This window comes from Paraliobacillus quinghaiensis (genome assembly GCF_003426025.1).
GTDB lineage: Bacteria > Bacillota > Bacilli > Bacillales > Amphibacillaceae > Paraliobacillus_A > Paraliobacillus_A quinghaiensis.
In genome coordinates this window covers 86,803-111,506 of sequence record NZ_QJSH01000004.1, presented here as the reverse complement: position 1 = coordinate 111,506, position 24,704 = coordinate 86,803, and the positions used below count along the sequence as shown (strand labels likewise).

Annotated in this window: 24 protein-coding genes; 12 read left to right on the top strand and 12 right to left on the bottom strand. The window is 35.8% G+C overall.

All coding sequences use genetic code 11. The features are described from left to right. Positions 1-215 precede the first annotated feature (215 nt). On the bottom strand, positions 216-686 hold the full coding sequence (locus D2K40_RS04230; RefSeq protein WP_117153323.1) for a DUF3939 domain-containing protein: 471 nt from the start codon (positions 684-686) through the stop codon (positions 216-218). Between the two features lie 322 nt (positions 687-1,008). Here D2K40_RS04230 and D2K40_RS04225 point away from each other — a divergent pair, with 322 nt between their 5' ends. Beyond that, positions 1,009-1,596 (top strand): competence protein ComK, encoded by a 588-nt coding sequence (locus tag D2K40_RS04225; protein WP_229666614.1) that lies wholly within the window; start codon positions 1,009-1,011, stop codon positions 1,594-1,596. Positions 1,597-2,609: 1,013 nt separating this feature from the next. Here D2K40_RS04225 and D2K40_RS04220 read toward each other — a convergent pair. Next, positions 2,610-2,999 carry a YhjD family protein gene (locus D2K40_RS04220; protein WP_117153321.1) on the bottom strand — a complete coding sequence of 130 codons (390 nt, stop codon included), beginning with the start codon at positions 2,997-2,999 and terminating at the stop codon, positions 2,610-2,612. A gap of 175 nt (positions 3,000-3,174) precedes the next feature. On the opposite strand from D2K40_RS04220, the gene D2K40_RS04215 reads away from it, so the two are divergent. From D2K40_RS04215 to addA, 3 genes are all read left to right on the top strand, one after another. Further along, entirely contained in the window at positions 3,175-3,816 is a 642-nt protein-coding gene (locus tag D2K40_RS04215; RefSeq protein WP_117153320.1) for a TVP38/TMEM64 family protein, read from the top strand. 117 nt (positions 3,817-3,933) lie between these two features. Further along, entirely contained in the window at positions 3,934-7,419 is a 3,486-nt protein-coding gene (addB, locus tag D2K40_RS04210; protein ID WP_117153318.1) for a helicase-exonuclease AddAB subunit AddB, read from the top strand. Beyond that, complete coding sequence (gene addA, locus D2K40_RS04205; RefSeq protein WP_117153316.1) at positions 7,419-11,141, top strand: helicase-exonuclease AddAB subunit AddA; 3,723 nt, start codon at positions 7,419-7,421, stop codon at positions 11,139-11,141. The genes addB and addA overlap by 1 nt, the downstream gene beginning before the upstream one ends. A gap of 54 nt (positions 11,142-11,195) precedes the next feature. Here addA and D2K40_RS04200 read toward each other — a convergent pair whose 3' ends face one another. The 6 genes from D2K40_RS04200 to D2K40_RS04175 all read right to left on the bottom strand — a co-directional run bounded on the left by D2K40_RS04200 (position 11,196) and on the right by D2K40_RS04175 (position 13,094). After that, positions 11,196-11,411 carry a spore germination protein gene (locus D2K40_RS04200; protein ID WP_117153314.1) on the bottom strand — a complete coding sequence of 72 codons (216 nt, stop codon included), beginning with the start codon at positions 11,409-11,411 and terminating at the stop codon, positions 11,196-11,198. A gap of 28 nt (positions 11,412-11,439) precedes the next feature. Further along, entirely contained in the window at positions 11,440-11,835 is a 396-nt protein-coding gene (locus tag D2K40_RS04195) for a spore germination protein GerPE (protein ID WP_117153312.1), read from the bottom strand. Beyond that, a complete protein-coding gene (locus tag D2K40_RS04190; protein WP_117153310.1) occupies positions 11,813-12,028 on the bottom strand; it encodes a spore gernimation protein GerPD in 216 nt (71 codons plus the stop codon). The genes D2K40_RS04195 and D2K40_RS04190 overlap by 23 nt, the downstream gene beginning before the upstream one ends. Before the next feature lie 5 nt (positions 12,029-12,033). Beyond that, positions 12,034-12,594, bottom strand: a complete 561-nt coding sequence (gene gerPC, locus D2K40_RS04185) for a spore germination protein GerPC (protein WP_117153309.1) — start codon at positions 12,592-12,594, stop codon at positions 12,034-12,036. Between the two features lie 63 nt (positions 12,595-12,657). Next, positions 12,658-12,864: a spore germination protein GerPB gene (locus tag D2K40_RS04180; protein WP_117153307.1), complete on the bottom strand. Its 207-nt coding sequence runs from the start codon at positions 12,862-12,864 to the stop codon at positions 12,658-12,660. An 11-nt stretch (positions 12,865-12,875) separates the two neighbouring features. Further along, on the bottom strand, positions 12,876-13,094 hold the full coding sequence (locus tag D2K40_RS04175) for a spore germination protein (protein WP_117153305.1): 219 nt from the start codon (positions 13,092-13,094) through the stop codon (positions 12,876-12,878). A 135-nt stretch (positions 13,095-13,229) separates the two neighbouring features. Between D2K40_RS04175 and D2K40_RS04170 the strand changes: the two genes are divergently transcribed. From D2K40_RS04170 to asnB, 7 genes are all read left to right on the top strand, one after another. Further along, positions 13,230-14,399: a DUF418 domain-containing protein gene (locus tag D2K40_RS04170; protein WP_117153304.1), complete on the top strand. Its 1,170-nt coding sequence runs from the start codon at positions 13,230-13,232 to the stop codon at positions 14,397-14,399. Between the two features lie 71 nt (positions 14,400-14,470). Then, entirely contained in the window at positions 14,471-14,848 is a 378-nt protein-coding gene (locus D2K40_RS04165) for a YisL family protein (protein WP_117153302.1), read from the top strand. 191 nt (positions 14,849-15,039) lie between these two features. Next, positions 15,040-15,345 (top strand): DUF2089 family protein, encoded by a 306-nt coding sequence (locus tag D2K40_RS04160; RefSeq protein ID WP_117153301.1) that lies wholly within the window; start codon positions 15,040-15,042, stop codon positions 15,343-15,345. Further along, positions 15,345-15,602: a hypothetical protein gene (locus tag D2K40_RS04155; protein ID WP_117153300.1), complete on the top strand. Its 258-nt coding sequence runs from the start codon at positions 15,345-15,347 to the stop codon at positions 15,600-15,602. Before D2K40_RS04160 ends, D2K40_RS04155 begins: the two co-directional genes overlap by 1 nt. A 19-nt stretch (positions 15,603-15,621) precedes the next feature. Beyond that, complete coding sequence (locus D2K40_RS04150) at positions 15,622-16,032, top strand: hypothetical protein (RefSeq protein ID WP_117153299.1); 411 nt, start codon at positions 15,622-15,624, stop codon at positions 16,030-16,032. 180 nt (positions 16,033-16,212) lie between these two features. Continuing rightward, positions 16,213-17,154 carry a nuclease-related domain-containing protein gene (locus D2K40_RS04145; RefSeq protein ID WP_117153298.1) on the top strand — a complete coding sequence of 314 codons (942 nt, stop codon included), beginning with the start codon at positions 16,213-16,215 and terminating at the stop codon, positions 17,152-17,154. A gap of 275 nt (positions 17,155-17,429) precedes the next feature. Next, the gene (gene asnB, locus D2K40_RS04140) at positions 17,430-19,277 is read left to right on the top strand and encodes an asparagine synthase (glutamine-hydrolyzing) (protein ID WP_117153297.1); all 1,848 of its coding nucleotides are present in this window, start codon (positions 17,430-17,432) and stop codon (positions 19,275-19,277) included. A gap of 15 nt (positions 19,278-19,292) precedes the next feature. Here asnB and D2K40_RS04135 read toward each other — a convergent pair whose 3' ends face one another. The 3 genes from D2K40_RS04135 to D2K40_RS04125 all read right to left on the bottom strand — a co-directional run bounded on the left by D2K40_RS04135 (position 19,293) and on the right by D2K40_RS04125 (position 22,828). After that, the gene (locus D2K40_RS04135; RefSeq protein ID WP_117153518.1) at positions 19,293-20,621 is read right to left on the bottom strand and encodes an MATE family efflux transporter; all 1,329 of its coding nucleotides are present in this window, start codon (positions 20,619-20,621) and stop codon (positions 19,293-19,295) included. Between the two features lie 310 nt (positions 20,622-20,931). Continuing rightward, positions 20,932-21,798 (bottom strand): SDR family oxidoreductase, encoded by an 867-nt coding sequence (locus D2K40_RS04130; RefSeq protein WP_117153296.1) that lies wholly within the window; start codon positions 21,796-21,798, stop codon positions 20,932-20,934. 169 nt (positions 21,799-21,967) lie between these two features. Continuing rightward, on the bottom strand, positions 21,968-22,828 hold the full coding sequence (locus D2K40_RS04125) for a DegV family protein (RefSeq protein ID WP_117153295.1): 861 nt from the start codon (positions 22,826-22,828) through the stop codon (positions 21,968-21,970). Between the two features lie 468 nt (positions 22,829-23,296). Between D2K40_RS04125 and D2K40_RS04120 the strand changes: the two genes are divergently transcribed. Next, positions 23,297-24,145 (top strand): YitT family protein, encoded by an 849-nt coding sequence (locus D2K40_RS04120; protein WP_117153294.1) that lies wholly within the window; start codon positions 23,297-23,299, stop codon positions 24,143-24,145. Positions 24,146-24,223: 78 nt separating this feature from the next. On the opposite strand, the gene D2K40_RS04115 is transcribed toward D2K40_RS04120, so the two are convergent. Continuing rightward, the gene (locus tag D2K40_RS04115; protein ID WP_117153293.1) at positions 24,224-24,487 is read right to left on the bottom strand and encodes a NifU N-terminal domain-containing protein; all 264 of its coding nucleotides are present in this window, start codon (positions 24,485-24,487) and stop codon (positions 24,224-24,226) included. Positions 24,488-24,704 lie beyond the last annotated feature (217 nt).

Below are 24,704 nucleotides of genomic sequence, written 5' to 3'. Positions count from 1 at the left end.
GAACCTGAAGGTTTTGACAAGAAACCCCCACTTCAAATTTTCGTCAGAAAATTAAGTGGCGGGAGTGTTCATGGGATACTCCCTTTTCGGTGCACTGATTAGGAATGCATAAAATTTTAGCAGCCAACGTAGTAAAAATTTTTTAGGAAATCAGTATAAGTCCAACTAGGCAATCACCTGCGCCAGGAGGAATGGTGCTAGCCAAGTTTTCTTTATTATCTAGGACGTACATTCGTAATCAGATTTTCTTCATCGGTGATATAAAACTCAGCGTGTGGTCGGTAGTCTAGTAGGTTTAATTTCTCTAATTTATGATAACTTACTTTGTGGTAAGGATCGCCATGAATGACCGGGAGATCATCCAATTGTTGCACATAGGTATCAACAGCACGTTGTACGTTATCAAAATCAACAGCGAGTTGTCGATCTTCTTCTTCAAATAAATCATATGTTTCACGAGACATGTAATAGTTTTTACGAGGGATCCCTTTTAAAATTGGAGCAAGCAATTGATAATCAATACTTAAGTCATCTTTAACTACTATACTTAATGGAATTTCTTTTGGGAGCTCCATTCCATATTCATGAAGAGCATGTTTTAATTCGGTTATTGATATATCAATAATCGGATAATCTTTTTTCTTGTCAGATTCATTTGTTTTCTTTTTTTTGAATGGGTTCCACATATAATACTCCTTCCTAGTCCCGACAAGGACGATGTTAGTCTGTTCCCATATAACTATGTCTATATAGATTATACTTAATACCTATGCTCAGTATAACAAAATAAAGTTTTAATACGTAAATGTGACAAATTTGGGTACAAATCACTTTTATACTACCATTTTTTACAAAGTAATAGTATATTATAAATGTGTTTTCGGTTAAATATTCCATTTATTATAAGAATTTAGGTGATAAAGGTTGAAATTAATCGAAAAAGAGAATGAAGAAAGGAGAAACAGTTCATTAGTAAAGTAATTTAATTATGAAAGGAAGGCTGAGTAGATGGAAGAAAACAAAATCGAGAAGGGAATGGAGAATGTGAAAGATGAAACGGAAGTAAAGTCGGATTATGAAATTAACCCTTTAACAATTGCTATAATTGCAATGAAGGTGAATGGACATTACCATTCAAAAGTGATTGAAGCTAGTGAAGAATCAATTCAGCACATTAAACGTTCACCAAGAAAGATAATGGATTTAGGTTGTAAATACTTTGGAAGTAGTTTACAAGGCAGGCAAGAAGGCGCGCGAGATGTCTGCGGTATTCAAAATAAAGTTCCAATATCAGTCGATCCATCAAGTGGAATGTACTTTTTTCCGACTGCGTCTCCTCAGAATCCATATTGTTCTTGGATCTCACACACATATATTGACCGCATCCGTAAAGCTCCAGGCCGGGGTACAGAATTTGTTTTTAAAGATGGTAGCGTTATCATTTTAGAAGTTTCCTATGGCTCTATGATTAATCAACTTCAACGTACTGCACAATTCCGTTATTTATTGGATAAAAGAATTCATTTTACTACAATGAAGAAAAAGAATAAGGATACTAAAGAGACAGAGGAAGAAGATTTTTTCCTGTTTACGTAAAGATATTTTAAAAAACGTGTGTTCACAAATGCAAATTATTAATTGGTTATTCGTTTCATTCGAAAATATGTTGTATAACCCATAGATAATCTATAAGTAATACATACGAATACCTATATTTGTGAAAATCGTAACAAACTTTAAAAGAGTCCACTTTAATACTCGTGTGACTCTTTTAATTTAGACTTTTTTAAGACTAAATTAATATAAAGTACGACGTATATTAGTCAACCTACAGCATATTGTGGTTTTTGAAAAGTGTTTTTTTGAAAACGTCCTTTTTGGGGGGCTAACCATATGATGCGTCGTAAGAATCTAATCTGCTAAGTCAGCAATTAGTAACATATGTTACTAACCCGTTCCGGAAGCAAGGCTTTCCCTTTCCACGGGCACGGCCTTAGCTAACTTAGTAAAGCAAAAATTGCTTTACTAAGTGGATCTTCGGCTCGCGCTGTTCCCGTAGGACAAGGAATGCTTCAGTGAATTAACATCGCACGCAGAAAATCGGTTTGTATTTTCAAGGAGTGTCAAGCCTTTGCTTCCTTCACTAGTTTAGAGGGTTTAATCTGAGTGTATAGTAAAATTTATAAAACGAAAAAACTAGCGAATCAAATGAAACTGGCGACACTCCTGCAGGAACAGCAAATGTTTTCGATGGGGCGAGTAATCGCAGTCCCACGGAGCGAAAATCCATTTTTAGAAGTGATCTCCTTCTAAAAATTAGTTGAGGTCGTGCCTGCGGAAAGGGAGCCAATTTCATTTGAGTAGCGGGTAAAGAATTGATATCCTTAGTTATTGTGCATTTTCTATCAAGTACGTCTATTAAAAAGCAACAATGTTTATCCCGGTGTAATCGTCCGTAAAACTCCCACTTCAAAACATCGAGAAAAATCAAGTTGATTAAGTGGGAGTAAACGGACGCTAACACCCCGAATGGTTCAGCTAACAATCAGTGGGGGAAGTGCAAAACCCCCCACTGATTGAAGGTTCACTTTATGTGAATGGTCTTATTTTCAGGAGTTGGTTAAATATTGACTAGAAAAGGTGGTGGTATTCTCCATTAATTCACGTATGATCTGTTCAACTTTTTTGCGAATAGTAGGATTAAAATAATTGCGTTTTTCTTCTCTTCCTTGGCAAACGTATAAGTAAGAAGAAAAAGTATCATTTTTTTCTAGAGAAATGACTTTTACATTTTGCTTTCTCATATACTTATGCAATTGCTTTCTTTCTAAAAATGCCCTCTTTTCCATCTTCTGTAATAATTCAAGATATGGTTCTTTTATTTTAATTGAAGTTTCTTTTTCAATTGTTACTAAATCTTTTTGAATGACAACAATAGCCATCGATAAAAATAAAAATCTTGAGCCTAAGGCATATTCAGATTCTGTTAAATAACGCATGGTGTAACCTCCTTTTAAGAACGTTTGTTCTATTATAACGTATTATATGCATATTTGAAATACAAAATACATCAAATTAAAAAGAATTATTAAATATTAGGAAAGTTTGTTTGTTTACTTTAAAATAAGAAGTGGAATAATAAAAAGAAATGGTAAGATAAGGGGTCAAAGTCATATGTATCTATCTAACATAAATAACATCGATCAAATACAGGAATTAATAGAAGCAAATCAATTTGATACACTATTGAAACAATTGTTAAAAACATATGAAGGTTTTGGACCTATACCTGGATTGCTTCTACCATTTGTTGAAGCATTTTTACCATTTTTACCTTTAGTAGTTTTTGTAATGACAAATGCTGCAGCGTATGGTTTATTAGAAGGTTTCTTGCTTTCTTGGGCAGGTGCAAGTACCGGTGCTCTAGCTGTTTTCTTTCTAGTTCGTAAGCTAGGTGACAAACGATTTTTCCTATGGATTCGTAGGAATAAACAAGTACAACGTGTGACGCATTGGTTAGAACGTCACGGATTTGGTCCTTTATTTATTTTAATGTGCTTCCCATTTTCACCATCCGCGATAATTAACACGGTTGCAGCACTTTCGAATATTAGCAAATATCAATTTATATTAGCGGTTTTATTAGGTAAAACAGTAATGATCTTTACACTTGCGTATGTAGGGAGTAGTATTGCATCCTTTGCACAAAATCCAGTGAAAACAATTATAGTGGGTATTAGTATCTCGTTATTTTGGTTAGTTGGTAAATATATTGAGCGGCTATTGCAAAGAAGAACAAGGTATCCACAAGACTAGAAGAGTGACATGGGTATGAACACAACAGATGTTCATGCTCTATTTTTTTGATCATACGTGTTAAAATAAAATAAACGAACAAATAGTCGATTGATCTAGAAGGGGAGGGTAAATACTATGGGGATTCGGTTTTTAGTAGGAAATGCTACAGTTTCTAAAAGTACGCAATGTTTAGATGAAATAAAACAGTCATTGGAAGATGATCCACAAGGTTCAGCCATTATCTATTTAGTGCCAGACCAAATGACTTTCCAACAAGAATATGCCCTTTTGCAAGGAGAGCGTGTGAACGGCAGTATTCGTGCTCAGGTATTTAGCTTTTCACGTCTTGCATGGCGTGTACTGCAAGAAACTGGGGGAGCGACCAAGCAATTTGTTAGCTCAACTGGTGTACAAATGATGTTACGCAAAATTATTGAAGAGCATACGTCGGATTGGAAGATGTTTCAGAAATCAATTGAGAAAAAAGGTTTCATTGAACAAATGGAAAGAGTTATTACGGAATTTAAGCGTTATTGTGTAACACCAGACCTACTGCAGATACAAATTGCGGAAATGGATCGATTCCATCACCTTTCTCAAAGTGAACTTGGTTTAAAACATAAATTAGAAGATTTACATTATATCTATGAAAATCTCGCAAATGTGTTGTATGGACAATACATAGACAATGAAGATCAACTTGCTTTACTAGCAGAAAAAATCCCGCAAACGTCTTTTTTAGATGACGCGACAATTTATATTGATGGTTTTCATCGCTTTACACCGCAGGAACAACAAGTAATCGCAGCGTTAATGGAAAAAACGGATGATATGACTATTGCGTTAACACTGGATCAAGCGAGTCAAGATGAGGTCTCTTCATTTGATCTGTTTTCTCAAACAAAAGAAACGTATCATGTGTTAACACAAATAGCTGGGGATATTGGATTAAATGTGAAGACGGAAGTAATCCCAACAGATGAATCAGATGTACAACCATATTTTGCACACTTGGAAAAGCATTTTGAAACACGCCCTGCTCCCGCATACCAAGGGGAAGCACCGATTCAAATTGCCCAAGCCGTGCATCCTCGTGCAGAAGTGGAAGGTACAGCGCAGGAGATTTTAAGATTAGTGAGAGAGGAAGGCTATCGTTATCAAGACATGGTTGTGTTAGTTCGGGAAACAGATGTGTATCATGATTTAATTGCAACCATTTTTGAAGATTATCAGATTCCGGCTTTTATCGATGAAAAACGGACAATGCTACACCACCCACTAATAGAGTTAATTCGTTCTGCATTAGATGTGGTAGTTGGTAATTGGCGCTATGATGCTGTTTTCCGTTTATTGAAGACAGGATTAATTCCAGCGCAGGATAAGGAGTCTCCACTTGACGCAGACGCAATTGATACATTAGAAAACTATGTATTGGAGTATGGTATACGAGGACGTAATCAATGGCTTGGAGACAATGATTGGATTTTCCAACGTTTTCGTGGATTTGATCATGCCACACAAACAGACCAAGAAAGAAAAATGCAACAGCAAATCAATCGCTATCGAAAGCAAGTAGTCGAGGCTCTTGAACCATTAGAAGAAGGGTTACATCAAGCAGAAACTGTCGAGCAAAAAGCAGTCGCTATCTATACATGGTTAGAAGCGCTCCAGATCCCTGTCCAACTAGAAAAGCTTCGCGATAAATTAGATGATACCGGTAAAATTGAAGCGGCTCGTGAGCAAGAACAAGTTTGGGATGCGATCATGCAGTTATTAGATGAAATGGTTGAGATTATTGGTAATGAGAATATATCGTTACAGTTATTTCAGCAAAGTTTAGAAACAGGTTTTGAAACACTGAAGTTCGCACATGTTCCACCAAGTATTGATCATATTGTCATTGGAACAATCGATCGTTCGAGGGTTAGTGGCATTAAAGCAGCTTTCTTACTTGGTGTGAATGAAGGCACTTGGCCAATGAAGCCAAGTATTGATGGTGTGTTGTCAGAAGAAGATCGTTCCTCTTTACAGGAACATGGCATGCAGTTAGCGGATGGTGAAAGACAACAACTATTAGATGATTGGTTTTATGTTTATTTAGCATGCACTGTTGCGTCTGATCGTATTTGGGTAAGTTATTTACTAAGTGATGCTGAAGGAAAAGCAAAAATGCCATCAACCGTGATCAAACGGATACAGGATCTTTTTCCTGCTTGTAGTGAACCAGTCTTATTACAAGATCCAGAAGAAATGACACAAGCTGATCGCTTTGTTACAACACCAGCTAAGACAAAAGCAGCACTAACAGCGCAACTAGCAAAATATCAACGAGGATATCCAGTTGAACCAATTTGGTGGAGTGTGTTTAATTGGTTTGTTAGAAGTGAGAAGCAAGATAGTAAGACAAGCAGAATACTACAAAGTCTCTTTTATCAAAATAGTACGACCAATTTATCAAAGGATACAATAGAAGAGCTTTATCCAAAACAAATAAAAGCAAGTGTTTCACGTATGGAAATGTATCATCGTTGTTCTTATCAACATTTTGCCCAATACAGTTTAGGCCTACAAGAACGGCAGACATATAAGCTAGATGCACCAGATATCGGGCAACTGTTCCACGAGGCATTAAGGCAAATTACCGAATGGATTCAAGGGGAAGGAAAAGCATTTAATGATATTTATCAGGAAGATGCAACACAATATGCAACGCGAGCAGTTGAGAAGCTAGCACCAATTTTGCAACATCAAATATTACACAGTTCGAATCGCTATCATTATATGAAAACAAAGCTCGAACGCATTATTGCAAGAGCGACTTACGTGTTAAGTGAACAATCAAGAAAAAGTGATTTTTCTCCGATCGGTTTAGAGATGGGATTTGGGTTACCAAAAAGTGAGTTAGATCCACTGCAATTACAATTGCCTAATGGATATGAATTAGTTTTACGTGGTCGAATTGACCGTGTTGATAAGGCTACTTTAAACGAGGCGCTTTATTTACGAATTATTGATTACAAATCAAGTGCTAAGGGATTGAACTTAGTTGAGGTTTACTATGGATTAGCATTGCAGATGCTTGCCTATTTAGATGTGATTTTATCCAATTCGGAAAATTGGTTGGGACTTAAGGCCACACCTGCAGGAGTATTGTATTTTCATGTCCATAACCCAATGCTGTCAGAATCAAAAGCATTGAACGAACAGTCCATTGAGGAAAAATTGTTTAAGAAATTTAAAATGCAAGGTTTGTTAATGGAAGATGAAAATGTACTGCAAAAGATGGATACTGATTTAGATACCGGCATGAGTTCCATTGTGCCAGCTGGTTTGAAAAAGGATGGGACATTTAGAAGTGGTTCACAAATCGCTACGTCAGATACATTTAATGATCTGCAAGGTTATGTACGGCAGTTGATGACAGAAGCTGGAGTAGATATTAGTAATGGTGGGGTAACATTGAACCCTTATCAACAAAAGCAACAGACAGCATGTACCTATTGTGCATTCCGTTCTGTTTGTCAGTTTGATGCTACTTTACCAGAAAATAATTATCGCCGTTTGCAAGCTCTAAAAGATGATGAAGTATTACAGAAAATGAAAGAAAAGGGGGAGCTCTAATGCCACAATGGACAAAAGAACAAGAAGAGGCGATCTACACGAGTGGGAGTGATACGTTAGTAGCAGCTGCAGCTGGGTCAGGAAAAACCGCTGTACTAGTTGAGCGTATGATTCAAAAAGTAATTAACAAAGATGCACCAATTGATATTGATTCATTACTTGTTGTGACGTTTACCAATGCAGCTGCTCAAGAAATGCGTAACCGGGTGGCAGAAGCTTTAGATGCTGCATTAGAAGCTAACCCTGGCTCTTTTCATCTAAAAAAACAGCTATCTTTATTACAGCAAGCTTCTATTTCGACATTGCACTCTTTTTGCATGGATTTAATTCGTCGTAACGCGTATTTACTTGATATTGATCCAGGCTTTAGAATTGCAAATGATGTGGAAGCGGACTTGCTCCGTCAAGAAGTGTTAGAGGAGTTATTTGAAAGCTGGTATGGAAAAGAAGCGGAACAACAGGAAGCTTTCTTTTCAGTAGTCGATAGATTTTCAAATGATCGAAATGATTTAGAAGTAGAATCACTTGTTCTTAAATTATATGATTTCGCCATGCAAAATCCGTGGCCAGAACAGTGGTTGGATAACCTTGCAGCGATGTATCAGGTTAATCCAGATATGGAGGAAGACCAGCTTGTTTGGTTGAAAATCTTAAAAGAAGATGTGAAAAGACAACTTTATGCGATGCGTATAGAAGTGGAAAAGGCACTTGCATTGACAAGAGAAAGTGATGGGCCTTATCACTACGGGGAAGCACTTGATGCAGATTTATTAATGATCCAAGAAGCTAGCGCAATGCTAGAAATGGGCTGGGAAAATGTCCAACCTATATTTTTAGACGGAAAGTTCAAAGCTCTATCACGTAAAAAAGTTGACTGTGATGAAGAGAAGAAAGAACAAGTTAAAAATATTCGAAACAAGTACAAAAAACGATGGAATGACCTAGCAAGTGATTGGTTTTCTAGAAAACTATCTTCCTATTTAGCGGATATGGAAGCTTTATATCCAACGATGAAACAACTAGTAGTATTAGTAAAAGAGTTTAAAGAAAGTTATGCCACACTGAAAAAAGAGAAAGCGCTTGTTGATTTTTCTGACTTAGAGCATTATGCATTGGAAATTTTGTTGTCGGAAAAAGCCACACCAGAAGAGCCTCTTCCTTCTGCTGTAGCACAGGCATTACGGGCTAAATTCACGGAAGTACTTGTTGATGAGTACCAGGATACAAATGTGGTACAGGAAACAATTTTAAGTTTGGTCTCACAAAAAGATCCTGGGAACATGTTTATGGTTGGAGATGTTAAGCAGAGTATTTATCGTTTCCGTCATGCGGAGCCATCTTTATTTATCGAAAAGTATAAGCAATTTTCATATGAAGATCATCCAGCAAAACGAATTGACTTAGCACGGAACTTCAGGAGTAGACAAGAAGTATTAACGGCAACTAACTATATCTTCAGGCAGTTGTTAGATGAAGAAGTTGGTGAGATTGTCTATGATCAAGACGCAGAGTTAATTTATTCGAACTTCATTTATGATGAATTAACATTAACAGATGCGGATGCGGAAGTCGTCGTGATTGATCGGGAAGCACAGGAAGAAACAGAAGGAGAGGAAGAAACCGAAAGCTTAGAGGATTTGGAAAAAGCACAGATTGAAGCGAGAGCTTATGCAGCACGGATTAAACGTTGGATTGGCAATCAGGATACAGCTCCAATGCAAGTAGTAGATAAAGCAACCGGACAGAAGCGGAATATCCATTACCGCGATATTGTTATTTTAATGCGTTCCATGACTTGGGCACCAACCATAATGGAAGAGTTAAAGCAACAAGGGATTCCAGTCTATGCGGAACTTGCTACAGGTTATTTAGAAGCAATTGAAATAAAAGTAATGTTAAGCTTGTTAAAAGTAATTGATAATCCGAAACAAGATATTCCGCTGGCAAGTGTTTTACGTTCACCGATTGTTGGATTAAATGAGGATGACCTTGCCCAGATTCGGTTAGCTAAAAAACATGTCAGCTATTATGAGGCCTTACAACAATTTGTAAAGGCAACACAGAATCAAGCTAAACGAGCATCTGTTGAACTATTTTTACAACAATTACAAGCATGGCGCACAGAAGCACGTCAAGGCGCATTAGCCGATTTGATTTGGCAAATTTACCGTGAGACAGGATATTATGACTTTGTTGGTGGCATTCCAGGTGGAAGACAACGCCAAGCGAATTTACGTGCACTGTATGACCGAGCACGCGGTTATGAGGCAACCTCATTCCGTGGTTTATTCCGATTTTTACGTTTTATCGATCGGATGGAGGAAAAAGGGGATGACCTAGGCGCAGCGCGTGCTTTAGGGGAGCAGGAAGACGTAGTCCGTATTATGACAATTCATAAAAGTAAAGGATTAGAGTTTCCGGTTGTTATTCTAGGCGCAATGGATAAACAGTTTAATCAACAAGATTTACGTCAAAAGTATTTGTTACACAAAGATTTAGGACTTGGAAGTAAATACATTGACCCGGAAAAACGAATCATGTATCCAACCCTAGCTTATCATGCACTGAAGCAACAAATGCAGCGGGAAATGTGGGCAGAGGAAATGCGTGTATTATATGTTGCGTTAACGCGTGCGAAAGAGAAGTTGGTCATGATTGGAACAGTTGCTTCTTTTGAAAAGAAAAAGGCAAAATGGCAAGAGGTTGCAGAACATCCAGATTGGGTATTGCCTGCACACTATCGTTTGGAAACAAATACGTATCTGGATTGGGTAGGATCTGCTTTGATTCGAAATGAACAAGCGGATGTATTACGTGATCAACCAATAGATGTACAAGTTTCTGCTGTTATCAGAGAAGATGAAGCGAGATGGAATGTACAAGTTGAGCACGCGGATACGTATCGAGCCATGGAAGAAGAGGCTGATTTGGCATCAGTTGACCTGACAGATAAAATAAAAAACTGGCAGGAGATTGATCAAGTCGATCCAACCTTAGATGAAAAGGTTACAAAACGGCTGACTTTCACCTATCCATATCAACAAGCAGCAAGTTACCGTGCCAAGCAAACAGTGACAGAGATTAAGCGACAAAAAGAAGTAAAGGATGCATACAGTGATACCCAGCTTGTTCAATCATTTCAAGCACCAATTATTAGACGTCCAGCTTTTATGCAAAAAGAGAAACGATTAAGTGCGACAGAAATAGGAACAGCAATGCACACGGTAATGCAGCACATTCCGTTCACTAAGAAATGGAAGGCAGCAGAAGTAGCAGAAGTAGTGCAAGCAATGGTTGAAAAAGAAATCCTTACACAGGATCAAGCAGATGTAATCGATTTAGAGGCAATTGCTCATTTTTTTGAAACACCTATTGGAAAACGTGTGATTGAATCAACAGATCTTCACCGTGAGGTTCCATTTAGTTTGACTGTAAATGCAGAAGAGGTTTACTCAAATTGGGATGATCGCGAACAAGAGCGCGTCTTTATTCAGGGGGTAATGGATCTATTATTACCTGTTGAGGATGGATGGGCATTGGTTGATTATAAAACCGATACAATCCAAGGAAATATTGACCAACAAAAAGAGGAAACATTACGTGAACGCTATCGCGTACAAATGAACTTATATGCAAAAGCATTAGAACAGATATGGAAACAACCTGTTAAAGAAAAGTACTTGTACTTTTTTGATAAGGGAATAGTAGTGGAAGTAGAATAGTTAGTTCCTTTTAATTGAGTATATGTAAAAAAAAGTGGGGATTCCCCACTTTTTTTATGCATTTCCACTTACAACTTGATCGACAGCATCAGGGTCAAAAGAATTGGTTGCGTTTAAGCCGTTATTGGTGTTAATGAAGTCACCTGTGTTAAAAGCACCTGAACCAGCGGCTGTTTTAGAAGCGCTTTTTGGTGACAGGTAAAAGCTATCACCAAAGTTTATAACCCCTCCAACTTCATTTATTTTAATTGGACCGACTATTGATGGCATTTTTTTCACATCCTATATATTGATTTATTTATCTTATACTATTCAATTCATCATCAGCCTGTTCATCTTCTAGAATACGAATGTGCTTAATTCGTGATTCTGCCTCCACATTTTTTAGATTTCCTAATTGCACGACACCAGAACTAGTGACACCTGTGATATTAATTGCATCGACATGAAGTGATTTTTTGTGGTTGTATGTTTTTTTTGGGACATTGGTTATTGGGGGAAGTGGAGGTTTTTGTTTATCAAACAAGGAATACTTGTCAAATTCGTATCCTTCATCAGATTCAACTCCACCTTCCTTTTGAACAGCAATGATGTTAGTTTCAGGATAACAATGGGTAGCATCCCCAATCTCCAGGATTGATGAAAAAGCGACAGAGTTAACTCTAAAAAAGTTAACCTTGGTTGTTCGTATCATTAGCTGTTTCCACACCACCCACGCGACTTAATGGTACCAGTGATCCGACAATATAAGAATCCGGTGGAGTGTCATAGAAGGAATAAAGTTGCATACAATCATTATCCCCAACTAAAAATAACGAGGAGGAGGAGACTGCTTTGATATCTACATTCCCAACCTTTAAATCCCAGTTATGCACTTCAAAATACATAGGCTTTACTCTCCTTGATTTTTAAAGAATTGACGTAATGAATGGTCAATTTCCGTTTGGATTTGTTGATACATATATTTTTCAAACTGTTGCTTGGGAATACCTTGTTGTTTCGCTTCTTTTTCATAATAGGCAACGCGTGTAGGGAGTTGTTTTCGAATATCCTGTATGATTAAGTTCTTTTTTGTATCATCTAATGGTGATTGAAATTCAGTTTCAAATTGTTGTAACATCGCAGGCCCATCTTGATCTACGAATTCTTCCAAATGCCGAATCAACTGCGGGTATGGTTGATTGCTTGGTTGATTACGAAGAGGTAATGAGAAGTTATCCATTTTAGTTAGATCTTCAGGTGACAAACCAATATGCAACGTACCATCCATTCGCTCAATTTTTAGCTGATCAAAATGGTATTCTAATTTTTCAATCGTCGTTTGCTGGCCTTTATTTGGTTGCTGATATTCCAATTGATCTATGCGATCTGTAAGGTTTTGAATCTTTTTATCTTGTTCGATTATATGTTGATGCAGTTGATTAATATAGTCATACCAAGCCTGATCATTCATAATTCTCCCCTCCCTACAATTGTTTCAGTAGTAATAACATATGTGAAAATAGCCCAAGTGTGATTAAAGTGTGGGAGGAGTTAGTGGGACCAATGGTGTTTCGATAGCTGGCTCCGCCTCTTCAGCTAATTCCTGAAATTCCCCTGTATTGTTAAGATCAGCTGTAGATTGGATCGAGCCCGCACTACCGATTTGAAGAACAGAAGCATTTGAAACACTTCCTATTTTTAACATTTGAATCATAATTGATTGATGGACGGTTAAATGCATGTGCAGCACCTCTATATACTGGAAACTATTTGATCAAATTTATCTTGATCATTTATAAGTGTATTTGACTTATTTAACTCAACAGTAATACCATCTCCCGTGATAAAGGAGCCACCACCTGCAAAAGTTTTTGCGTTTGAGTAAGGTTGCATCATATAAACATCACCAATATGAAAAATACTGGATGAACCAATAGAAATAACTTTAACTGCCCCAACTATAGCAGGCATTTTAGATTCCTCCTTTTCTAGCAGTTTATGAAAATCGTCCAATTTTGTTCCTTTTGTGTAGAGTAAGATGTTCTTTTCATATAGAATAGAAGTCAGTACATATCGCGTAAAATAGAAAGGGGAGAAGCTCTCTTTATGAATTCAAATGCCACACCACTTACAGAGAAAAAAAGATTAACATGGATAGATGCTGCAAGAGGATTTGCTATTTTTGGGATTTTTATGGTAAATGTTCCAGCGTTTAATGCACCTTACTTTTTATATGGTGGAGAAGAAGTATTTCAGTCTAGTACTGCAGGTCATGTAATTCAAACGATTATTGATATTTTTTTTCAATCAAGTTTTTATACGTTATTTTCTTTTTTATTTGGATTCGGTATTCAAATCATTGTTGAAAATATTCAGAAGAGACAACAACCCGTTAATAAATTACTGTTTCGTCGTTTAGTAATTTTAATCGGATTTGGCTTGATTCACGCTTTTTTCATATGGCATGGTGATATCCTATTAACATACGGCATCATTGGCATGTTTCTATTTCTATTCTTTAAAAGAGCAGATCGGACTTTGGTTGTATGGGCACTTAGTTTATTGGTTATCCCGACTTTGCTATATACAGGTTTATTATATCTAGTGAGAGATCAATTAGATGGCTATAATCTAGCTGGGATACAGCAAGCAATTGCACATTATGGAACTGGTAGTTTATTTGAGGTATGGCAACAGAATTTTAAAGATTGGTCTTACAGTAATGGCATTTTCACATATATTATTTTGATATTTAACCTGTTACCATTATTTCTTTTGGGAATGGTGACAGCACGTAGGAAATGGTTACATGATATAGAAAGAAATCACTTGTTTTTGAAAAGAGTATGGCTCATTTCATTCATTTTATTTATTGGAATAAAAGCTGGTGTTTATCTATGGGGGAATCCAACCTGGTTATCGATGTTGCAAGATACAATTGGAGGCTCTGCTTCTGCGATCTTCTATTTAACTTCTATTACATTAATTTATCGGAGTAGTATTGGGGAAAAACTTTTCCAGCCGTTTACGTATGTTGGGAAAATGTCGTTATCCAATTACATCTTTCAATCAGTCGTTTGCTTTATTTTGTTTTATTCAGTTGGCTTTGGGTTATATGGTAGTATAAGCCCGCTTGGAAGTATCGGAATTGTATTTGCTGTTTATCTCGGGCAAATTTTCTTAAGCCGGATTTACATGGAACGCTATCGTTTCGGTCCTTTAGAGTGGTTATGGAGACGATTGATGTATATGGAAAGACTACCAAATAAAAGATAAAAAACTTATTAGAATGAAAAGTGAAAGAAAACATGCTAAGATTATATTAGTTTGGATGGAGGGAAAAGAATATGATTCATTTACACATTACATCTTGGGTATTAGCGCTTATTTTATTTGCGGTAACATATTCGCTTTATAAACAGGATAAACAAAAACCTGCAAAAATCAGCCATATGATTACAAGGGTAACGTATTTATTGATTATTTATTCAGGTGGCGATTTGTTGTATGGCTATATCACATCAGGTACGTGGGATGCATATATGGCAGAAATGATTGTGAAAATTGCCGCTGGTTTATGGGTAGTAGCTTGTTTAGAAATGTTATTAGTCCGTTATGCTAAAGGTAAACCGATAAAGGGCTTTTTTGTACAACTAATTGTAGCGCTAGTTATTGTGCTTGCCTTAGGATTTGGTCGCTTGCCATGGGGACTTTTACCGTTATAATATTATGAGGTGAAAGGGTTCTGCTTTTTAAAAATAACTAAATAATTTATACGTGAATAGAAAAGTGTTTTTGCTAAAAGGCAGAAACACTTTTTATTTTTTTAAGTTTACTTTAATAAAGTTAAAATAATTTTAAATTTTATTAAATATATAATTTATTTATGGTATAATTAAATAAAGGGGTGGTAATGGTGTCAATAAATAATTTGCCTGACTGGGCATCGAATTTGGATGAAGAAGATTGGGGCTTTATAAAAAGATTCATGCTTTCATCTGGTTCACTTAAAGAGGTTGCTACTCAATATGATGTAAGTTACCCTACGGTCCGTTTGAGACTAGATAAATTGATTCAAAAGATTAAAATTAACGATGATATCTCGAATGAACCATATATTTCACTGATTAAAAAGTTAGCAATCAACGATAAAATTGATCTTGATACAACGAAGTTACTAATAAATGAATACAAAAAATCGATGAAAGGGGAGAAAGAATAGTGCATATTATTTGGATATTAGTGACCATTCCAATGATTGTAGGGATCTGTTTGGTAGAATTTCTGTTACTTAGAATCAATAATAAACTAGGATTATTGATCCCTGTTTTTTCTGTGGTTTCAATTATTCCATTAGGAATTATAGGTATTATCCTAACAGTTCTAACCTTTTTAATCTATTTCATACAAAGTTACGTATGGGACAAAAAGAGAAGGAGGCAAAAGGAGGTTGAAAAGACGCGTATTAATGATTTGTAATTAAAGGAGGAGAATTACTTTGAAAAAAAGTAAAAAGATTTTCTTATTAATTTCATCTGCAATTATACTGTTTGGAATGTTATATGGTACCACTTATATTCCCAAAAAGATTATAACAATGGACGCGTCTGAAGTATCAAAAATAGATGTTTTTGACGGAAATCGGGGTGAACAGATTACTGTAATCGATTCAGAGCAAATAAAACATATAATATCCAATCTTAACAAGATCACCTTTAACAAAGGTAAACCAAGTATTGGGTACACGGGGTACAAATTTCGTATGACAATATACGATGGCAACGGAAAAGAACAAAAAGAACTTATAATTAATAGTAATAATAAAATAAGATATAAAGGTTTCTTCTATACAGGTAAAAAAAGCAGTATTGATTTTGATTATATAGACAAAATTTTCAAAAAAAGTTGAAATTTTAAATTAGTAGGTGCGTGCGTTTAACTAAGAGAAATATGCGTAAAGAGCTTTGGAAAATCGATTTTTAGAGCTCTTTTTGTTTTTAACAATCCGGATGACTTATAAAACTTACAGTTCCAAAAAATGTCGAGTTACGCTATACTAAAAGAAAAATAAAAAGGAGGTTCTTGTTTTTTGATTATTTTACCCCATCAAAAAACCCCCACTCAAATACAATTAGAAACACTTACCCCTAGACTGTCTACCCAAGATCCGTTATATCCAACATTACTTGAATATTTGAAGCGGGAGCAATCCGGATTTAGTGGAGAACGATCGCTTGATTTTTACTACAAACAGCTGCCTAAAACTCCTCTTCTACTTCATGGTCTTCGACTACGTGATGAATCATCTGCCTATTTTCAAATTGACACATTGATGTTTTTTCAAAATTTTATTCTTATAGTAGAAGTGAAAAATTATGCAGGTGTTTTAGCCTATGATGTTGAGACAGGATTACTTACACGTGAAAAGGAAAATGGCAAGATTGATCGATTTGATGATCCTATTGCACAAGTTCAACTTCAACGCTACCGATTGCAAAGGTACTTAAGTTTCGGCAACCTTCCTATTTACACTCTAGTTGTATTTTCCAACCCAAATTGCTTATTGCATATTCTTGGTCAACAACCAAACATGCTCCTACGAGAAAGACTACCACAACGAATCACTGAATTATTAACTGCAAATAAAAGCATTAATTGTAAGCAGTCAGAACTGTTGCAAATTGCAACTCAATTAAAAGATGCACACGAGCCATCTACAGTAAATATAATTGAAAAATTTCAGATTAACCACAGTGTAATACAGAGTGGCGTATGGTGCACAAGCTGTAAGCGCGAGTATATGATTCGCAAAAGTCGAAATTGGTATTGTCCAAGCTGTAGGCATAGAGATCCTGATGCATCATTCAAAACATTGCAAGAATATAAAACTCTTTTTGGAAGAGAGATTACTAGTAATCAAGCGGAAAGATTTTTGAATCTAGATTCCAGAAAAATAGTAAAAAATATACTGGTGCGTTCAAATTGTAAAAAAGTCGGAGAAAATAAAGGTGCAAAATATATAATTCCGTAAATTTTATACGAAGGGTAGATATATCTTGAGAAAGGGCCGATATAATCTCGTGAAGGGTAGATATCTCAGTCTAGAGGGTAGATATTTTCAGATGAAGGGTAGATATTTCCATGCGAAGGGCAGATATATCAATTTTCCTGAGCTATATCAACCCTTCAAGAACAAAATTTCAAAAACAACAAAAAAATAATCCCATAGGCACAATCTCACTACGTCATCATATAGATACATATACAGATAATCTTCAATAAGCGAAAGGATGTGGTGGTTAGATTATGTGTGGGATAACGGGTTTGATTGATTTTAACAATGATTTAACGAAGCAGGAAAGTCAGATAAAAACGATGGCTAATGCATTGCAACACCGCGGTCCAGACGAGCAACAGGAGTGGATCTCAGAGCATGTTGCATTTGGTCATAAAAGATTAATAGTAGTTGATCCAGCCGGTGGTAAACAACCAATGCATTGCCTACAAGAGGGAAACGACTACGTACTTGTTTATAACGGAGAACTTTATAATACGGAAGATATCCGAAAGGAACTACAAACGAAAGGGTGGAGTTTTAATTCACATTCTGACACAGAAGTACTCTTAAAAAGTTATATTGAATGGAAAGAGAAGTGTGTAGAAAAATTTAATGGTATTTTTGCTTTTGCTGTTTGGGACTCAAATAAAGAAGCACTCTTTCTTGCCCGTGATCGCCTAGGAGTTAAACCGTTATTTTATACAGAACAAGATGGTGCGTTGTTATTTACGTCTGAGCTCAAAGCATTATTAGCTCATGATGCTGTAAAACCAATTCTAGATGAAGAAGGTCTTAGTGAAATTTTATCACTTGGTCCATCGAGAACACCGGGAAATGGTGTCTTCAAGGGAATTCATGAATTACGAGCTGCCCATGTAGCGATCTTTGACAGAGATGGCTTGCGAACCAGGAGGTATTGGGATGTTGAAAGCAAAGCACATACAGAAACCCTCGAAGAAACAGCGCAAAGTGTTCGTACATTATTAGTAGATGCTGTAGAACGACAACTTGTATCAGATGTTCCAATAGGTACATTTCTCTCAGGTGGTATTGATTCTAGTGCAATAACTGCGATAGCTGCCAATTATTTAAAAAAACACAAAAATCAAACGCTCCCGACATTCTCAATTGATTATGAAGATAATGCACGTTATTTTGAAAAAAGCACTTTTCAACCGAATAGCGATGCGGACTTTATTGGAAAAATGGTAGATGCACATCAAACCGAGCAATACACCTATATATTGGATAATAAGACACTAGCAGAATTATTAAAAGAGGCAGTCGAATATCGTGACTTACCAGGGATGGCTGACGTTGATAGCTCATTATTATGGTTTTGTCAAAAAACAAAAAATGAAGTGACTGTGGCATTATCTGGTGAATGTGCAGATGAGATATTTGGAGGATACCCTTGGTTTTATCGGGAAGAAGATTTAGAGCGTGAAGGATTTCCTTGGATTCGCTCAAGCGATGTTCGTACAGGGTTACTTACAAAAGAATGGCAAGAAAAATTGGATCTTCACACCTATATGCTAAATAGATACCAAGAGACAATAGATGAAACACCAAAATATGAAGGCGATAGTGAATCAGAAAAAAAGCGTAGAGAAATGTTTTACTTAAACATGCACTGGTTCATGCCGACCTTATTAGATCGAAAAGACCGGATGAGTATGGGGGCTAGCTTTGAAGCTCGTGTTCCTTTTAGTGATCACCGATTAGTTGAATATGTTTGGAATATACCGTGGGAAGTGAAAAATTACCAAAATAGAGAAAAAGGAATTCTCCGAAAAGCACTTGAAGGTTTATTACCAGATGATATTTTATATCGAAAGAAGAGTCCTTATCCAAAGACTCACCATCCAGCTTATACAAATGCAGTAGTAGAGTGGATGGAACAAATTCTAGATGATCCAGATGCACGTTTATTTGAACTTTTTGACAAAGAAGCAATAAGAGAACTTGTCGCAACAAAAGGAGAAGAAATTGATGCACCATGGTTTGGGCAATTAATGAAGGGTCCACAATTATTAGCTTATTTAGCGCAAGTAGATTATTGGTTGCGTAAATACGAAGTTGAAATAGAAAAATAAAAAACAAGCAGAGCATTAATGCTCTGCTTGTTTTACATAAGATTTACGGACCCAAATTTTAGAACGCCAACGTCTAAGCATAAGAATGCCACGTAACCATTCATCTGCAATAAATCCGATCCAAATACCGATAAGTCCAAGGCCAAGGAAGATCCCGAAGAACCAAGCAACTGTCACACTAACACCCCACATCGATAGAATGCCCACGAATACTGGGAATTTCACATCGCCTGTAGCACGTAAGGAATTAATAATAACAATGTTAAATGCACGACCAGGTTCCAAAATAATAGTTACAAGTAAAAGCAAAGCGCCCTCTTCAATAATCGTTGGATTATCCGTAAATATCCCTAATAAAAAGTCACTTGAAAAATAGATGGCAATAGCAGCGAATGTACTAACTGCAATTGCAATTTTTAAACTTTTTAGCCCACGTTTATAAGCAGAGTCAATGTCACCTGCCCCAATCATATGACCAATTAAAATTTGTGAGCCTTGGCCAATTGCAATCGAGAATAAGAGGATAAACATCATAATATTTTGGACATATACTTTAGTTGTAATTGCCATTGTTCCTATTTGCGCAATAAAATAAGTGATTGCCATCTGACTGGCATTGTAAGAGAGCTGTTCTCCAGCTGATGGAATCCCAATATTCAACAAATCTTTTACATGTGCTTTCTCGTATTTATAAAACGACTTAAATGGAAAAGTACCTTTATTTCGTTTCACTAAAATAAATAATAATGTCAGAAATCCAAGGAAACGACTTGTAATTGTAGAGTATGCTACACCTTCAACACCAAGTACAGGGAATCCAAATGGGCCAAAAATAACAAAATAGTTACCAATTATATTTACAATATTCATACCAATTGTGACATACATCGTATCCTTAGTGAAGCCGTAACTTCTTAATATAGCAGACGTTGTCATGATTAATGCTTGCACGAATATTAATCCCCCAACAACATTCATATAGGAATCAGCTTCATGCATTAATTCGATTGGTAAGTCCATCATCTTTAAAATAGTTTGACTAAATAAAAATAATCCAAGGCTCAATAATAAAGAAAAAATTAAATTAAGACTTAAGGAGGTTACAGCAACTTTTCCTGCAACAATGGGCTTTTCTGCACCAAGGTTCTGTGCTACTAAAATTGCAGCCCCGGCTGCAACAAAACCAAACATAACGATAACAACAGATAAAATCTGATTTGATACACCTACAGCTGCAACAGCATTATCGGAATATTGGCTGAGCATAAGTGTATCAGCATTTCCCATTAACATGTGGAGCAATATTTCAATGAAAATGGGCCAAGTTAATGCAAATAATGTCATTTTCTTTGTTGTATTTGAATCTTTCAAAAAAACACCCCTTTATTTTCAGAAAAGAAATAGAACACTTAAAAGAACGTGTGGCTATTTCTTTACACACTTCATTACTTTACTGCTACTACAAAAAAAAGGCAATGACTTTTTAAAGAACCTAATACATTTTTCAATTTTTTACACAAGTTCACAAATATAAAAAGCAGGATCCTTTAAAAAGAATCCCACTTTCTCTGTTACTTTTAGAATATATATTAGATAGAATTTGAATAACTTTCCTCAGTCATACTTCACTGATCGATCACCCTAAACTTTTTTCTTAACCATTTACAATAACGCCACCATTTACATGGAGCATTTGTCCTGTGACATAGCTAGAATCTTGACTAGCTAAATAAACATATGCTGGAGCAAGTTCATACGGTTGACCAGGTCTTCCACTTGGGTTATCAGAACCGAATTGACCAACAGATTTAGCATCAAAGGTAGAAGGAATAAGTGGTGTCCATATTGGACCTGGTGCAACGCCATTGACTCGAATTTTTTTAGATACTAAAGATTGAGATAAGGAACGCGTTAATGACGTGATTGCTCCTTTGGTGCTGGAATAATCAAGTAAGTTAGCACTTCCATGATAGGCTGTAATGGAAGAACTGTTAATGATTGAACTGCCCTCAGTCATATGTGGCAAAGCAGCTTTAATCATATAAAAGAACGAAAATATGTTTACACGAAATGTCTTCTCAAGTTGTTCATTACTGATGTTTAAAATATCGTTCTGTGGATATTGTACAGCGGCATTATTTACTAGTATGTCAACTTTTTTAAACTGATCAATCGTTTGATCAACTGCTGATTGACAGAAAGTAGGATCACCAAGGTCACCACTAATGAGTAAGCAATTTCTACCTTCCTTTTCAATAGCAGTTTTGGTTACTTGTGCATCATCATGTTCATCAAAATAAATTATTGCTACGTCAGCACCTTCTTTAGCAAAGTGAACACTGACAGCACGGCCAATCCCGCTATCACCACCTGTAACAATAGCAGTTTTGTTTTGTAATTTACCACTTCCTTGATAGGATCCATTATCATAAATAGGTAGTGGTTGCATCTGTGATTCGATACCTGGCTGTCTGTTTTGATGCTGTTCTGGTTGAATTGTTTGCTTTTGATTATTTGGCATGATCAGGTCCCCTTACATAGTTAAAGTTACACTATGTATACCCTTATTTTTTACTCAATATACAAATAAGACTAGTAAATCTCAAACAATAATCAATAAAAAACCGCTACTATGTTTAGGTACACATAGTAGCGGTTTTATTACATATGAAGAATATAATTTCAATATCTTATTTATAAGTGTCATTCAGAAAAAATAATGCAATAGTACCTGGACCTGAATGTGCCCCAATACTCGAACCAACCATATTAATATGAATATCTTTTATACCAAATCTTTCCTCAATCATATCAGCCAATTGTTTTGCTGTATCATACGCATCACCATGGCTAATTGCAATCCGTTGGTTTATTAAGTCTTCTCCACGTTCTTCCATAATATCAAGCATACGTTTCCAAACTTTTTTAGATCCACGAATTTTTTCTAATGGGATTAATTTGCCACCTTCCATGTGAAGTAATGGTTTTATTTTAAGTAATGTACCAACAAATGCAGCTGATTTACTTACACGACCACCTCGATATAAGTATTCAAGATCGTCAACAGTAAAGATATGCTCCATATGGTCAACATGATATTGGGCAATTGTTGTAACTTCATTTAATTCTAAACCATTTTGTGCAGCTTCTGCAGCACGCATAACAACTAAACCAAAGCCGAGTGATGCGCATTTGGTATCTATAATTGTTAGTTTCCAATCAGGGTAAGTTGCTTTGATTTCTTCCTCCGCAATTTTAGCTGATTGATACGTACCTGAAAGTTCTGACGAAAAAGCAAGGTAGAGACAGGGTGTGTTCTCTTTTGCATATTTTGTAAATGTAGACATAAATGCTTCGGGTGTAACTTGTGATGTCTTAGGAATTTTTCCATCACGCATCGCATCATATATTGTTTTAGCTGAAATTGTCTTCCCGTCTTCATAGTCTTGATCATCTAAATGTACAGTTAATGATACTCTTTCGACTTGATAGTGTTGATAATCCTCAGATGATAAATCACTAGCTGAGTCAGCAATAATTTGAACAGTCATACACTTTCACCTCCAAATTTAATCTACCCATCTTTTGTAGAAAAAATAGATCTTTTATTTTTAAGCTTATAATCCATTGCATAGCAACTACTTCTAGTTTATAGTTAGCGAAGGTATTCGTCAAAGTAATTATAGTTTTTTGTATAGCTTTTTTAAAAAAATGTCTCTTTAACGCAAATATTGTTGCTATTTAAATTTTTCACGGACATTTAATACGTTATTTATACTAAAAACAGCTATTTTAAGCGGATGGCGGACATTTAGTACGTTATTTTAGGAGAATCACTTGAAATTGGTCGCTTTAGAGACAAATAGCGGAACAAATGTCCACAGCAGACCAGTCATAAATAGCAATATTTTAGAAAAGAACCTAAAAAATAGCTTACTTAGTTGTAATAATGGGTATGTATAACATATGTGCAGTAGAAACTATGGATGAGTTTGGTTAATAAGGGGGTTACATATTTTATGTTTTTGTTTGAAGCAAAAAGAATTATTGTGGTTATTATTGGTGCATTATTAAATGCATTAGCACTTAACTTCTTCTTGATTGGAGCAGATGTATATGCCAGTGGTTTTACTGGTATCGCACAGCTATTATCTACAGTCTTTTCGCAATACTTGGGAATAGATGCGGTAAGTACAGGTATTTTACTATTACTATTAAATATTCCAGTTGCTATATTAGGTTGGTTTAAAGTCGGTCGCTATTTTACGATTTATAGTTTCATTTCTGTTGCAGTTACAACAATATTTCTTGAGATTATCCCGATTATGAGCTTTTCAAGTGATATCATGCTGAATGCTGTATTTGGTGGGGTAATTGCTGGTATTGGTATTGGTATCACATTAAAGTGGGGTGCTTCCACGGGTGGTTCTGATATTGTTGCAATGGTGCTTTCACGAGTGAAAGATCGCCCGATTGGCAGCTATTTGATGATTATTAATGGTGTTATCATTGTATTAGCAGGTTACTTAAATGAACCAGAAAATGCGCTTTATACACTTTTGGCACTTTATGTCTCAACGCGTGTTATTGATGGATTGCATACGCGTCACGAAAAAGTTACAGCAATGATTGTAACGAAGAAAACAGATGAATTACAACAAGCTATCCACGATACCATGGTTCGTGGTATTACAATTTTACCAGCACGCGGCGCATATTCGAAAGAAGATAAGTCAATGCTCGTTTTGGTTATAACTAGATATGAATTATATGATTTAGAAAGAATCATTTATGAAGTGGATCCACATGCATTTACAAATATTGTACAGACAACAGGAATCTTTGGCTTCTTCAGAAAAGGAGATTAAATCTAATTATTTTTAACAATTAATATAATTGAATTTAAAAACGTCTGTGCTAGAGTTCAATCTAACACGGACGTTTTTTTAATAACCATATTTATTAATTATTTCTTCAACTTGAGGAACAAGGTTATCCCATTCCACATCCATTTTTTTATTAATTGTAATGAAATGCTGATAACCAAATACGTTATCGACACCTTCTAATTTCATTAAATCATTCATAATTTGAAATTCACTTGTTTGACCAGGCATAACCGATATACTGGCATCCCCTTCGAATATTAATGAATCAGTTGAGAACTTCATTGCATTTGGATTCGGTGTTGCTTCTACTATGACACTCATTGCTGTTTCCTCCTAAATCAATTAATGTATAAATAGTGTAGCAAATTTTTATTTAATACTAAAGCCAAAAAGCTTATTGCCATAGATACAATCATACTTTACGATGGATATAGATAGTAATAGAGTTAACAGATTATAAATAGTAGTAGAATATACAGTATACAATTGTTTAAAGTCATAACCCATTGGAGGTGGACACAATAAATAACTATCAAGA